This is a genomic window from Brucella intermedia LMG 3301 (genome assembly GCF_000182645.1).
In the GTDB taxonomy this organism is placed as follows: Bacteria; Pseudomonadota; Alphaproteobacteria; order Rhizobiales; family Rhizobiaceae; genus Brucella; species Brucella intermedia.
The window spans coordinates 1,804,568-1,817,545 of sequence record NZ_ACQA01000002.1; the positions used below are offsets into that span (position 1 = coordinate 1,804,568).

The window sequence follows — 12,978 nt, forward strand, 5'->3', positions numbered from 1 at the left end:
GACAGGTCGGCTAGTTTGATTTAGCCCTGATGAACTGCCGAGGGGAAGCCATCTTGAGCGCGGAATGTGGATGGATTTCATTATAGTCCTCGATCCATCCGTCGATGAACTGGAGCGCTGTTTCTGCGTCCGGTAGTGCTGCGATGCGAATATAATCCCGCTTCAGGGTTTTGACGAAGGCCTCCGACATGCCGTTCGACTGCGGGCTGGCGACCGGCGTGAAGCAGGGTGTCAGATTGAGTGCTTGCGCAAACAGCCTCGTGTCCCTCGCGGTGTAAGCAGAGCCGTTGTCCGAGAGATGCTCGATTGCATGTGGGGCTCTGGTTCCATTGAAGCGTTTCTCGACCGCCTCCAGCATCATGTCGCGCACGTCTGAGCCGGAGATGCCCGCGTTGGCGACCGCCGTCCAGGCAATGATCTCGCGGTCGAAGGCGTCGATGATGAAGGCGAGACGGATGACCTCGCCGTTCCAGCAGGTGAACTCCAGCCCATCCGAGCACCAGCGCAGGTTGGAGCGCATGACCATGACCTTGCCATCGTGGAGGCGGCCCTTGCGAACGGCTGTGTGCTTTTCCAGCAGCATGGCGTGGTTGCCCATGATGCGATGGACCCGTTTGGCGTTGATGACAGGCTTATCGGCGGCTCGCCTTTCGCGATTGAGGAGCGCGGCGATCCGCCGATAGCCATAGGTTGGCCTTTGATCTACCAGCCTGCGAATGATGGGCAAAAGCTCTGCATCCTCGGCCTTGTGATAGGAGCCGCGCGGCTTCGATCTGCCTTTCAGCCGCTCGTTGAGGTTGGAACGGGATACGCCCAGCGTGTCTGCGACGGCCTTCATCGCGAACCGTCCTTCGGCAACAAGATCGGCCGCGATATCCGTTTTTTTGAGTCTGCTTTGGACAAGGCTTCCCGAAGGATTTCGACCTCCATCGTCTTGCGGCCGAGCATGCGCTCCAGCTCGCGGACGCGATCTTCCAGCTTCTTCACTTCCGAATTGCCGACCACCGGCTCGTCAGAATCCACAGCTGCAGCACCTCCCTCGCTCAAGAGCCTGCGCCACCGATAAAGCAGATTGGGCGCGACGCCATGGCGGCGAGCGGTGGACGATACCGTCTCGCCTGGTTCGAAACTCTGCTCAATGATTGTCAGCTTTTGCTCGGTTGTCCACCGCCTGCGGCGAACATCACCCGTCAGCAATTCAACGTGTCGATACTCGTTAGACATAAGCCTATACCCAAGCCTGTGCTTGAGCCTTTCTGCTTATGCCGACTGTCCGGTCGAAATGGGGGGCAGTTCAGCACCGATCTTAACACCACCGCGATGAGCAATGGCATCCTCTTGACAGGCGAGTTCTGGAAAGCGACCTGGAACACGTTGTGGATCGTCGGCTCGGCTGCTTTGGGTGCAGGTCTGCTTGGTCTTCTGGTCGGCTATGTCGTGGCTCGCACGCCTGTTTCGCTTGTTGGCACGTTCCTGCGTCAGGTGACATTCCTGCCTTATCTGGTTCCGGGCATTGCCTTTGCTGCGGCCTATCTCACGATGTTTGCAGTGCAGCGTGGTCCGCTTCCCGCCCCTTTACGGAACGCCGATCCTGCTGGTTCTCGCGATCCTTGCCGATCAGATGCCATTCGCATCGCGCGCGGGTATCTCTGCAATGATGCAGCTTGGCAAAGCGCCTGAAGAAGCGGCCCAGATCGTGGGTGCCGGTTTCTGGCGTCGTCTGGTTTCGATTGTCGCGCCGATCCAGAAAGGCTCTCTGGTTTCTGGTATTCTGCTGCCGTTTATCTCCGGCATCAAAGGCTTGAGCCTCGTCGTCGTGCTGGCTGTGCCGGGCACGGATGTTCTCACCACCTATGCATTGCGCCTCGTCGACTACAGCTATAGCCAGGCCGCGAATGCAGTCGTTTTGATGATCTGCGTCATCGCCTTTGGCGGCACGGTCATCGTTCAAAAACTCACCAACAGCAAATTGTCTGACGGATTGGGAGGCAAATAATGTCGAGCATTACTATTCGCGATGTCAGAAAGAGCTACGGCAAAGCCGCCCGCGCCGCAATTGAAAAGCTTTCACTCGAAATTCCAAAGTCGGAGTTTCTCTGCCTGCTTGGACCTTCGGGCTGCGGCAAGACGACGACGCTCCGCATGATTGCGGGTCTTGAATATCCAACCGAAGGTCAGATCCTCGTTGATGGTCAGAAGATCGTATCGGTGGATGACGGCATTTATGTACCACCAGAAAAGCGTGGCATGGGGCTGGTGTTCCAGAACTATGCCCTTTGGCCGCATATGACGGTCGAACAGAATGTCGAGTTCGGCTTGAAGTTGCATAAGGTAGCCAAGGCTGAGCGTCAGCGTATTATCGATGACGTTCTGCAGAAGCTTGGCATTGAGCGTTATCGCGACCGTTTGCCAGCGCAGATGTCTGGCGGTCAGCAGCAGCGCGTAGCGCTTGCGCGTATGCTGGCGCTTAAGCCCGATATTATTTTGCTCGATGAACCACTTTCCAATCTCGATGCGAAACTGCGTCTCGAAATGCGTGCGGAACTCAAGCGTATTCATCAGGAGATGGGGTCGACGGTCGTATTCGTAACCCACGACCAGTGGGAGGCCATGACATTGGCAACCACGATTGCGGTGATGAGCGAAGGCGAGTTGCAACAGCTCGGCACGCCTGACGACATTTACGAGCGGCCGGCCAATCGCTTTGTGGCTGAATTCATCGGCAATCTGCCGATCAATATCATCGAGCTTAATGACAGCAATAACGGCGCGTTGGCGACATGGGCACGCGATTACCTCAAGGCGCAGAGCATTGCGGCAAGCAATGTCGGTTCCGTCGGTATCCGGCCGGAATCCGTGCCACTCAGCGATACGCCTGTTGAGCAGGGATGTGTGGCCAAAGTGGTCGATATCGTGCCCACCGGCGGTAGCTGGATCGTCGAAATGTCAGTTCATGGCGAGCAGTTTTTTGCAATCGTCGCAGATGCTCCAGCCCAGAAGGCTGGCGATGAAATCTGGTTCCATGTCGAACGCAGTCACGTCCATGTGTTCGACAGAGAAGGCAAGCGCATCAGCGACTGAAAAGAGGCGTATCGAATGCGCGTCGATGCTTTCGCTTTCAAACAATAACTATCAACTTTGGAGGAAATAATGAGTTCAACCCTTCGCAAATATGCGGCCCTTTCATTGAGTGCCGCACTTCTGGCAAGCACAGCTGCCTTCGCAGAGCCTGTCGCTGAAATCGGTATCAAGGATGCAGATTATTCGCTCGACGCACTGATTGAAGCGGCCAAGAAAGAGCCTGGCATTACCGTTGTGGATGCCACTGGCAAGATCGTCACCATGGCTGAAGCCTTCACCGCAAAATACGGTGTCAAGGCTACAGGCGTGAAGATGAACGGCCAGAACCAGGAGCAGGTCATTCTGCGTGAAGCGGCCGCGAACAATGTTCGCACGGACGTCTTCAACATGAGCAATCTACCATCAGTTACGTCGGAAATCATCGTTCAGGGCGCAGGTCTCAGCTGGCTTCCCGTCGATCTCAAGGATCAGGTGCCGGCGGAATATCAGAACCCAGCCATTACCAGTCTCAATCCATGGGTGTGGGCTTATAACTCTGATGTTCATGGCGATAAGTGCCCGATCGACAATATCTGGGCGTTGACCACGGAAGAATGGAAGGGCCGCATTGCTATTCCTGATCCGCTTCTGCGCAACGAAACCATGTTCTGGTTCAATCAGATTGCCGAGCATGATGATGAAGCCATGCGCAAGGCATATGAAGAGTTCTTGGGTGAGCCACTGAAAACCGAGGAAGCAAGCGCGACTGCCGAATGGGTCAAGCGCTTCGCCAAGAACCGTCCGAGCGTTACACGCAGCGATACGGAAGTCGGTCCGATCATCGGTGCAAAGGGGCAGGAAAAGCCATTTATGGGCTTCCTCAGCACCTCAATCTTCCGTGACGCCAAGAAGAATGGCTACACGATGGGCATTTGCGCGGGCATGAAGCCCTGGGCCGGACAGCTGACACCACGCGTTGCCGTTATCGCATCTGGTACGAAAAGCCCGAATGCATCGAAGCTCTTCGTGCATTACATGATGACGGAAGAGGGCATGGCGCCGCAGCTGGCCGACGGAAAGATCTCATCGAGCAAGGGAGCGAAGATTCCGGAAAGCGAAGTTTCCGGCATCGTTAACGTCATCGACCAACTCTATGTTCCACATTCCGAGACTGCTGAAAGCGACTATTCGAAGCTACAGGATTGGCAGGATTTCTGGACCATTAACTCTCGATAGAGAGTATAGCAGTAGGATAATGGCCAGAGGTTTAATCCTCTGGTCATTTTTCTGTATTTGTTTTCGAAACTGGCACGTCACTTTAGCATTATACAATCCTGAGCCTATAAACCGAACTTTGCACTCGGAGCCTCAGCCAGCCGAATCATATGATCAACCTGTGAATTGAAAATATCCGATTCAAATAATTGCAGGGATCGTATCCAGCGTCAATTAGTGACAATTTCTTTGGCTACTCGGGGTGCACCTCACTATCGCAGTTTTTGGCCAGCCGTTAATCATCCCGCTAGCCCCAAACGTCGTCGCTATAAAAATCGCCAGGAGAACAAATTTTCTGAGCATCGTCAGATCCTTTTCGGCGCAGTATTGAAAGTAAGTGGCGAAAGCTTTGACCTATGTTGGACTTGCGCAAGTCAACTGGATCTGGATTTCCCGATTGGCGGCCAGTCCAGGTTCGCTCGCAAGAACAAGAGACTTTGTTGCATTCTTATTGATCACGATAACGCCTTGCTGCAATACTTCTCGCGCGCCTCCTATATTGACGCTGCTAATATAGGCTGCCCGCGCCGAGAAACATCCGCAGTCACCAATTGGCTTGTATAATTGAAAACTGGTTCTGACCGAAACGAGGTTCGTTATCGTCTCAGTTTCTGCGGCTTTGACCGTCACGCATGCTGCCAGTCTATTCTGAAAGGCAACGCCGCCAGTATCTTCGGCGGTCGCCGAACTGCAGAGCAATGCGGATAAAACCGCGCCATAGATCAAACCTTGCATGGACGGCTCCTCGTTTATTGCGGTGGTAGTTTTTTAATGCAACTTAGAATATCAACATCGCAAACGGGAACTTCGGACCGTGTTGCGGGCTCATCCAGCCACCGATGATACGCGCTACGAATCTCCACGTCCTTATAACTGTAGATTTTCACCTTCTTGTCGATGCGGCTCGCCTGCAGCGCTTTCGGGGTTACGGCCATATGAAAGGCCAGCTCATTGAACTGCCAGACTTTCCAGCCTTTTTGCCTCTCAATGACCCGTACATGATAATAAGGATCATCTGCTCGCTCCGGACGTACTTTATAGACGTCGGCCCACCGTACCATTTTCGGTGAAACGGATAAGACGATGCTTTCCTGCTGTTCCTGGGCTAAAACTGGAGTGACAGCGAGAACGCCAAAAACTGCCAGAGAAACGAAAGGTCTCAATAGTTTCGACATTCATTTCCTTCCATCAATTGTCCCATCCTTCATTGTGAAGCGGCCGATATTGCAGGGTCTTGCAATATCCTGAATCGCTATCCATGACGAAATTGACTGATCTCCAAAGTAAGATGGGGAACTGGAAAAAACAAACGCCAATTTCTGCCGAACGATGTTAATGACGTTTAACAATAATCCAGCACATATGGCTCGGCAAAGCAGATATCGACCTAGAATGATCGTCTGGCTTTTCGCACATTCTGGCCAATTTTGAGATGTGGCGAGTATTGAGTAAGCTAATCTGTATGAGTATTGATTCTCTACCGCCAGATAGATCGGCGACCTTGTTATGGCAATCAGTTGTACCGGTCACAGCAGCAGTCATCGTCGTTCTTGTCGCCTCGCAAATCCCCTTGCCTGGTATCGATACGTCTGTACTGGCCGAGCAGGCGATTTACTCTCCTAACGGAGCGCTGGCGCGTTTCTCAATCTTCGCGCTTGGGGTCATGCCGCTCTTCACTGTGCTTGCCCATGTGGAAATTGCGAAACTGATTTTCCCCTCTTTGGCGCGTTGTCAGATTGCCTCTTCGGGAAATGCTTTTCGGATTAGCGTAGTCATCAAGTCCATTGTCCTCCTTTTTACTGCCATCCAGGCATACGGCATGATGAGCGCGCTGGCGGCCATGGACCTCGTGGAGGGATTTCCTGGAGCGACGAGTGTCGGAATCGTGTCATTCGTCGGCACAACCGCGGTGCTGATCTGGCTAAACGACATCGCGCGCTTCCCCAATTTGGGTAATGGCGTCTGGTTGCTTCTGGCGATCCCGCTTCTCGGCGCGTTACCGCTTGATCTCGTCACATCAATCGAACTGACGCGCTTTGGCGCGGTTTCCGCCATGGACTGGCTGATCGCCACCCCTGTCATCCTTCTGGCCGTTTGGATGATCGTTGTCGCCAATGCACTGTTATCAGGAAAGGGTGGTGAAGCAGCGCCAAAACTTTCGCTGACGGTTCTGCTCTGGCCACCATTTCTCGCCAGTACCGTTGCCGGCTATCTGTTCATCGTCCCGCTGATCTTCACCCCGGAATTGTTTTCCGACACGCCCTGGCTGCTGAACCTGGGGGCTCTGGCATTGTCCGCCATCCTCATCCCGCTTTTCGTCTACGGCTATCACCGGCTCATTTCAATCACCCAGCCTGAGATAGCGTGCGGCGAAATCAGATCGATCCTAGTTGCGGTCGCCGGCGTTCAATTCCTGGTATGTATAGGAATGGGCATTCTGAGACAGGCTACATCTTTTTCGTTCATTCCCAGTGGCGGGATGCTGATCGTTTGCGTCACAGTCCTGCTGGCTTTCAGATCGCTGCTGGACGAATGCTTCGGGGTGGGCGCGTGACAGGTACCGCAAGGATCATACTGGGATTTGCTTTGTCACCTCTTGCATCGGGCGTACTGAACATGATCCTCATGGGAGGCTTTCACGGCTTCCCGATCATTATGTTCAGCTATCCACTCGCATTGATGTTCGGAATACCTGGATTCTTCGTTGCCCGATATCTTGGGTGGCTGAGCTTAAGGGCTGTGCTCCTTGGCGGTGCCGGACTTGGGTTATTCGTGCGCTGTGTGATGGTCGCGTTTGATGGCGGATATCACGGGCGCCCGTCGCCGATCATTCTTGGCTTTGCAGCGATGGCAGCTCACAGCGCCGTTGTCGCAGGGCTGTTCTGGTTCATCGCCTTGTGGCCGCGCAACGAACATAAAGCTCCACCTTCAGGACCACAGAATTGATTGCAGAAATTTTTGCTACACATCGCCGCTCTCGGAAACTCAAATTCAGGAATGCCCAAAAACTATGAAGACCCCCTTCTCAACCGCTTGTCTGATTGCGATATTTCTATCGGCGAGTGCTCCGTCCTGGGCTGACACAGTTGAAACGTCTGTTCAGAACGCTTTTGATGCGATGGCGTCTGCCCAAAGCGAAGATGCATATTTTGCTGCAACGCGCAGCATCATTGCACTTGGCCCTAACGCGTTGCCGAGTCTGACAAAACGTCTAGCTGCAGCCAAGGACGACGATGAGCGTATCGAGGTCACCTATCTCCTTGCCGGAATTATTGGTCCGATGAAATTCAAGCGAGAGCCAATCGAGTTGCCGCCTGAACTAGTCTCTCTTATCGGAAGACTTCTTTTTGAAACGAGAAACCTGCAACTTGAAGCCAATCTTGCCAATTTCACCGTTGTAGCTCCTCATCCCGCCGAATTCGGTCCGGGATTACTCGCCCTGCTGGAGCGAACGGAAAACGAAGCCTTGCGAGCCACCACTTCGGCAGCAATCGTCTATCAGGGGGAAGAGGCTCTACCTCTTGTACACAACGCATTCTACGCCAGCACCAATGACAGGTTCAGCGGAGATCTGGCACATTTGCTCGCCGATACGGACCTCAGTGAACGGTCGATTGCCAAAATGCAGGATTTGCTTAAATCTGACAACGCTGGCGCACGTCAGTCGGCTGCGCGAACACTCGGGAAGGCGGGCTTAAAAAATGACGCTTTGCTGGAATCTGCCTTGAAAGATCTCGCTTCCGCCCGAACAGAAGTCGAATTGAGCCTCGCCGCCGGTAAAGTCAGGAAACAGACCGACGGCAGCGATCGCGTCGCTAGTGCGCTTGCGGATGCATTCAACCGGGCACATAGGATTGAGGAGAGAGCCGAACTTGTATCTGCAATGCGGGCCACCGGCGAGCCCGGTGAGAAGCAGTTATTTGCCGCTTTGCAGGCTTCCAACGATCCAGATGAGATAACTGATATAATGAGGCTTACGAACAGTAGCTTTCACAATGATCCACGGTTGTCCTCCGCCTATGTAGCCATCCTGAAGCGGACTGACGACGAAAAGGTAAGCGAGGCCGCAATCTTTGGTCTCGTGATGATGCGAAAGTCCGGGCAGGAGGCCATAGATGCGGCGCTGAATGAGACATCGGACGATGATCGGTTACAACGAAGGCTCACAAAAGCGGCAAGATCGTTCCCCGCCAATAGGTCTCCCCAATGACAAAGCTGGGTGTCTACGAATTTAATGGTATAGCAAATTTTACGCCTTGGTTTCTCAAATCCATCCCAGTAGTGAGCCCCGTATTTATAGCTTGGGCGTACGACTGCTCCATTCACTGTAGATCATCAGCAGGATGGTGATTGGAAACAAAACGCCTAGCGGGAAGTGGTAATAACTGATTGCTGCGAGCGCTATTGTGGCGGTTGCAGCCGCAATAATTCGTCCCCAATAGGCCATCCGTCCTCGTTTCTCCGCCTTGAAATAGGCCAGCAATCCGTAGCTTACGGTGGGATTTACATTGATCAAGAATAGGACTGCCGAAGAGATCGGGCCCGAAGAACGGTTAAATAAAATTATTGGGCCTGTCGTTCCAATCTCTCCACGATAGCACTCCAGGCCAATGCCAAAATCGGAGAATGAGCTTCCTGCCGGACAAGAAAGTGGTAGTCCCGGCGAGCCAAACCACCTCTGCAAGAGGCGTGAAACCACTTGCTTGGGTTCGGTCTAAGCGCAATGGTTCAGACCTAACTTGGCCGCGCTTAAATTAATGTAATGGTGCCCTGAATGAACAATAGAACTTTTATAGCGGTCGTCATCGCGATTGCACTTGCCGGAATTAATGTCCCCGTGCGGGCCGACGGTTTCAAAATCCATGAGCTGACGCCCATCAAGCAGGAGTTCTGGTCAATTTTCGATGCCTCCGCGCATCATGCGGAAGAACCGACTAACTTTCGGATGTCCTGCTGCGGAACAGATGACGACCAGCATTTGATGATCGCTATCGATCGCCATGTCGACGAGCAAGGGCAAGAAAACAGAACGGACGAAGGTTATCTCACAGAGCTGGACGTCAGTTCCGAAAAAATCGGGTTCAAGATTGAGAAAATCGACCTCTCCCCTGCAATTGGGCGACTTATCCGCCTTCCGAATGTAGGTGGCCTGAAAGGGGTGAATATTTTTGTCGTAGAAGCCGGAGACAGGCTCACAATCCAGTCGGCCGCACCGACTGAGGAGGCCGCTGAGAACAATGCACGGAAGGCCTTGGAAATAGCAAAAAAGTCCGTCATCGGACGATGACCCTGTCTAGAGGCCAAGCGCTTTCTTTAATTGACTTCTGTTAAGTCTCCGTCGAGCGGTCTGGACGAAGATTTTATAGATAGAAAACTGAAATCAAAAACAATGTCATTCTTCGCTTAAGCAATCACAGTGCTTGCAAACGATAGGCAGCTGCGAAAGCGGATAGGTCGACGTGTACTTCAGTACATTGCCTGCAGATCGCAGTTCGATGCGATCATCAGTGTGCGTGCAAACGTCAATGATTGCCTCACCGAGGGCAAATGCGTCAAAGGAAGCCGTAAGTAGCTGGCAGCCACCTTCATTCAGGGCTTGTATCGCTTTGTAGAGCGCCTGGGCTTGAGCGTCGTTTAAAAGCATGGGCGGCTCCGTCAATCTAAGTCAAATGCGAATTCGATCATAACTCACGGCCGTGTTGGATGACTTCTCAAAAGAGAAAGCAACGGGTCCGGATTTCTTTCACTGAAATGCGAACAGGTGACCGGCGTGTAGGAAGTCACCTGTTCTGATGGCGCTTTCGCAGATACTACGATTGCAATTAGTCTCAAGCCTGTCCGAGACGTCTGCGCAGTTCTTCGTTTTCTGCGCGCAGTTTTGCGGCGAGTTCCTTGCGCAGCTTCAGGTTTTCCGCTTCAAGCGCAATCAGGGCCTTTAGATCGTCGCTCGCCCCCGCTGTCGTTTTTGCCTTTGCTGCTGCCGGTGCTGTTTTTCCGGCGGCGTTCTTCCAGTTGTAATAAGTCTGTTCGCTGACTTCCAACTGCTGCAGCGCGGCTTTCAATGTGGTCTTGCCACTTTTGGTCGCCTTTTCAACGGAAGCAAGAATTGAAGTGCGTTGTGCGGGAGTATATTTCTTGACCGTGCGGGTGGCTGGCTCTGCTGCAACGGAGGCTGATTTTGCTGCGGCCCTGGTAGTTTTAGCGGCAGGTGCTGTAGCCGCCTTTGCGGGCCTAGGCTCAGCTTTTTTGCGTGACGCACGGGTTTTCTTCGTGATGCCTACAGGCTCGGCGGTTCTAACCTCAACTGGTGTCTCGTTTACTGCTGCAATGGTTTCGTCTGCCATGGTATGCTTCTCCAGATCGATGTTTGGAAATTCATTTAGGCGTCAAAAATACAGGTCAATGGTTGATGTAACAATAAGGCCGTGTACATCATGTGTTCAAGATGAGATAAACTTGCTTTCAGGGCATATCGATCAGGTCGGACATTCTGTTGAGTGTTGAAAATCCGCCGCATAATATGTAGCTACTGCTAAAAGCCCTTTGACGCGCGTAGAGCGTACCTTCAAATTTCCTCGGGAAAGCTACTCACGGATGAAAAATCGAATCCGCAATGTTGTCGTTGATTATAAGAACAAGCGTACTCGCAAGGGCTCGTCATCTTTGTGGGGGAATCTGGATCTGAAGTCGATCACCGAACAAGTGGAAGCGGATGCGCCCCAATCTCCTATGGACGCTCAGGTCCAGCCTGATCTATCCAAGCCGATTGAACGCAAAACTGAGACTACGACCATAAATGCTGTGTCGCAAACTGAGCCGGTCATCGAGCAAGTTGAAGAGGCTTTGAGCGAGCAAGAACTTTCCAACATGGACGCCTCGAAACCGGAAGAAGCACCCCTTACAATGGAAGAGCTGCAAACGGAAAACATGGTGGGAAATCCTGTTGTCAGTGAGAAAAAGCCGTCTGTTCGACGTGGTATGAAAAAATCAGCTCCGCAGAAACAACAAGCGGCAATTCGGGTGTTTGCCGAGCCTGATATTCAGGCTGAATTGTCAGCTCTTGAAATAGAGAATGCCGATCTGAAACGTGAACTGGCCGCCAGATTACGCATGGAGAACAGGCAGTTGCTCAAAATGCTTCGACGATTGGAAAAGCAATAGAGAAACGGTCGCTAAGACTGCTCTGCTGGCCTCATAACTGATCTGTTCACGCGTTCTGGTGACATGTGTAAGAGCTATGGTTGCCAAAACTATTGTGTTGTCAGGCTTAAGCTGACAGCATTTCTGCGTACTGTTGCGGCAGGTATAGGGAGGTCGATCACGATGAAGTCACTGGGTAAGCGTCTTATTGCGGGATTGAAAAGCTGGCGATCGCGGAAGAAGCCGGCTTTGCCGGACGAAATGCCAGACGCTGGACCGGCGGCCAGTGAAAGCCCTGAGCAGCCTGAACCTATATTGCCAACGCGACTATCCATCAAAGTTACGACCAAAGATCCCGACGAAGAGAGTGACAAGGCAATCCGGCAGGTTGAACTGGCACCTCTTCAGGAGGTATTATCGTTCGCTGAAGAGCCGAAGGTCCCTCAAGAAGCGCCAGTTGTTGTGGAGCCCGAGCGGAAAGAGGAGGGGATAGATGAAACTGTCACCTTACCTCCCATTCGCAAATCACCACAAAAGCGGCTTCGTGCGAAAAGGCCAAGTTCCAAGACTGAAGATGGACCGGTGACAGACGAAGAACTGGAAGAGCTGGAAGCGGAAAATGCGCGGCTCAAGCTCCTATTGAATGAGCGGTTAAAAGCGAAGCAGGATGGTTCTGAGAACTGACAGGGCGTAAAACTTCGATCGATTTAGGTGAGCTATAGGGAATAGTGATGGCTGTCACATTATTGCATGGAATCGGAAATCTCGTTTGCGACGGCGTTGATGTTGGGGCGTTGAATTCAGCATCGCTAGCCCTGAAGATGGTCCGGATGTGATCAGGCGCGGAAAAGTGTGTGACGTGCCCGTGTTAAAATGGTCCGGATTTAATGTTATTTTTCCGGTGGATTTTCCCGATTTGAGAAGGAGAATTTGCCATGAAGAAGAGATGGTATTCGACGGAGCAGATCGTCGCGGCGTTGAAGCAGGTAGAGCTGGGATTGCCTATTATCGATGGAAGAAGCAATATGCCGGCCTTGAGTCCGATCAGGTTCGGGAGCGGAGGCAGGTCGTGGAGGAGAGCGCCCTTTGACGTAACGGCCAGCTATCCGGCCTTCCGCATCCGGGTCACCCATATCCCGGCCGGTATGCGTGAGGTTATTTGGCGTAAAGTCCCTGAGCCGGTTCCAACTGTCAGGCTGGACGGATCAGTAGATTATGAGACGAGCGATGGCGAGGTCCGCCATGTTCCGGCAGGCAGTTTTGTGCTGGTCCAGGACGTACATGGCAAAAGATACTTGTCACGTCATTCGTCGAAAGCACAGACTGTCATCTGGATCGCGCTGCCGAACGGGCTGGATTTGTCACAAACCTAGCCGCCGTTCCGTCAGGAGAATACCCAGGGCGGCTATCGTTTGCCTTATCGTGTTTGTGGGAACAGATCTTGTTCCCACCCCAATCCTGATGATTTCGGTCTACGATGCTGAATGCCTGAGAGATCGGAAA

15 protein-coding genes and 2 pseudogenes are annotated in these 12,978 nt (G+C 52.7%); 11 read left to right on the top strand and 6 right to left on the bottom strand.

From position 1 onward, the window contains the following. Positions 1-10 precede the first annotated feature (10 nt). A protein-coding gene (locus OINT_RS20830; RefSeq protein ID WP_115168607.1) for an IS3 family transposase occupies positions 11-1,224 on the bottom strand; the annotation gives its coding sequence in 2 pieces (ribosomal slippage) (positions 11-888 and positions 888-1,224; 1,215 coding nt in all). 75 nt (positions 1,225-1,299) lie between these two features. On the opposite strand from OINT_RS20830, the pseudogene OINT_RS20840 reads away from it, so the two are divergent. From OINT_RS20840 to OINT_RS20850, 3 genes and pseudogenes are all read left to right on the top strand, one after another. Beyond that, positions 1,300-1,996: pseudogene (locus tag OINT_RS20840) on the top strand (ABC transporter permease); the annotation flags it as partial. Continuing rightward, on the top strand, positions 1,996-3,081 hold the full coding sequence (locus OINT_RS20845) for an ABC transporter ATP-binding protein (protein ID WP_006469912.1): 1,086 nt from the start codon (positions 1,996-1,998) through the stop codon (positions 3,079-3,081). The pseudogene OINT_RS20840 and the gene OINT_RS20845, both read left to right, overlap by 1 nt. A 69-nt stretch (positions 3,082-3,150) precedes the next feature. Continuing rightward, positions 3,151-4,296 carry an ABC transporter substrate-binding protein gene (locus tag OINT_RS20850; protein WP_039853447.1) on the top strand — a complete coding sequence of 382 codons (1,146 nt, stop codon included), beginning with the start codon at positions 3,151-3,153 and terminating at the stop codon, positions 4,294-4,296. A 393-nt stretch (positions 4,297-4,689) separates the two neighbouring features. Here OINT_RS20850 and OINT_RS20855 read toward each other — a convergent pair whose 3' ends face one another. Continuing rightward, complete coding sequence (locus OINT_RS20855; protein ID WP_006469914.1) at positions 4,690-5,070, bottom strand: DUF2195 family protein; 381 nt, start codon at positions 5,068-5,070, stop codon at positions 4,690-4,692. Between the two features lie 14 nt (positions 5,071-5,084). Continuing rightward, complete coding sequence (locus OINT_RS20860) at positions 5,085-5,510, bottom strand: DUF5086 domain-containing protein (protein WP_006469915.1); 426 nt, start codon at positions 5,508-5,510, stop codon at positions 5,085-5,087. A gap of 287 nt (positions 5,511-5,797) precedes the next feature. On the opposite strand from OINT_RS20860, the gene OINT_RS20865 reads away from it, so the two are divergent. From OINT_RS20865 to OINT_RS20875, 3 genes are all read left to right on the top strand, one after another. Continuing rightward, positions 5,798-6,889: a preprotein translocase subunit SecY gene (locus OINT_RS20865; RefSeq protein ID WP_157796378.1), complete on the top strand. Its 1,092-nt coding sequence runs from the start codon at positions 5,798-5,800 to the stop codon at positions 6,887-6,889. Further along, positions 6,886-7,281, top strand: a complete 396-nt coding sequence (locus tag OINT_RS20870; RefSeq protein WP_128006246.1) for a hypothetical protein — start codon at positions 6,886-6,888, stop codon at positions 7,279-7,281. The genes OINT_RS20865 and OINT_RS20870 overlap by 4 nt, the downstream gene beginning before the upstream one ends. 64 nt (positions 7,282-7,345) lie before the next feature. After that, positions 7,346-8,545 carry a hypothetical protein gene (locus OINT_RS20875; RefSeq protein ID WP_006471507.1) on the top strand — a complete coding sequence of 400 codons (1,200 nt, stop codon included), beginning with the start codon at positions 7,346-7,348 and terminating at the stop codon, positions 8,543-8,545. 84 nt (positions 8,546-8,629) lie between these two features. Here the strand turns inward: OINT_RS20875 and OINT_RS23990 are convergent, their stop codons facing one another. Further along, on the bottom strand, positions 8,630-8,851 hold the full coding sequence (locus tag OINT_RS23990) for a hypothetical protein (protein ID WP_128570247.1): 222 nt from the start codon (positions 8,849-8,851) through the stop codon (positions 8,630-8,632). Positions 8,852-9,109: 258 nt separating this feature from the next. On the opposite strand from OINT_RS23990, the gene OINT_RS20880 reads away from it, so the two are divergent. Then, positions 9,110-9,622 carry a hypothetical protein gene (locus OINT_RS20880; RefSeq protein ID WP_006469920.1) on the top strand — a complete coding sequence of 171 codons (513 nt, stop codon included), beginning with the start codon at positions 9,110-9,112 and terminating at the stop codon, positions 9,620-9,622. A gap of 105 nt (positions 9,623-9,727) precedes the next feature. Here the strand turns inward: OINT_RS20880 and OINT_RS20885 are convergent, their stop codons facing one another. Both OINT_RS20885 and OINT_RS20890 read right to left on the bottom strand, forming a co-directional pair. Then, positions 9,728-9,979, bottom strand: a complete 252-nt coding sequence (locus tag OINT_RS20885) for a hypothetical protein (protein ID WP_006471508.1) — start codon at positions 9,977-9,979, stop codon at positions 9,728-9,730. A 184-nt stretch (positions 9,980-10,163) separates the two neighbouring features. Then, complete coding sequence (locus OINT_RS20890) at positions 10,164-10,679, bottom strand: transposase (protein WP_006469922.1); 516 nt, start codon at positions 10,677-10,679, stop codon at positions 10,164-10,166. 250 nt (positions 10,680-10,929) lie between these two features. On the opposite strand from OINT_RS20890, the gene OINT_RS20895 reads away from it, so the two are divergent. From OINT_RS20895 to OINT_RS20905, 4 genes and pseudogenes are all read left to right on the top strand, one after another. After that, positions 10,930-11,496 carry a hypothetical protein gene (locus OINT_RS20895; protein ID WP_006471509.1) on the top strand — a complete coding sequence of 189 codons (567 nt, stop codon included), beginning with the start codon at positions 10,930-10,932 and terminating at the stop codon, positions 11,494-11,496. A 162-nt stretch (positions 11,497-11,658) separates the two neighbouring features. Beyond that, a complete protein-coding gene (locus OINT_RS20900) occupies positions 11,659-12,159 on the top strand; it encodes a hypothetical protein (protein WP_006471510.1) in 501 nt (166 codons plus the stop codon). Positions 12,160-12,410: 251 nt separating this feature from the next. Continuing rightward, positions 12,411-12,556, top strand: a pseudogene (locus tag OINT_RS23690) (IS3-like element ISBcen22 family transposase); the annotation flags it as partial. Then, positions 12,501-12,848 (top strand): hypothetical protein, encoded by a 348-nt coding sequence (locus tag OINT_RS20905; protein ID WP_050791049.1) that lies wholly within the window; start codon positions 12,501-12,503, stop codon positions 12,846-12,848. The pseudogene OINT_RS23690 and the gene OINT_RS20905, both read left to right, overlap by 56 nt. The last annotated feature ends 130 nt before the right edge of the window (positions 12,849-12,978 follow it).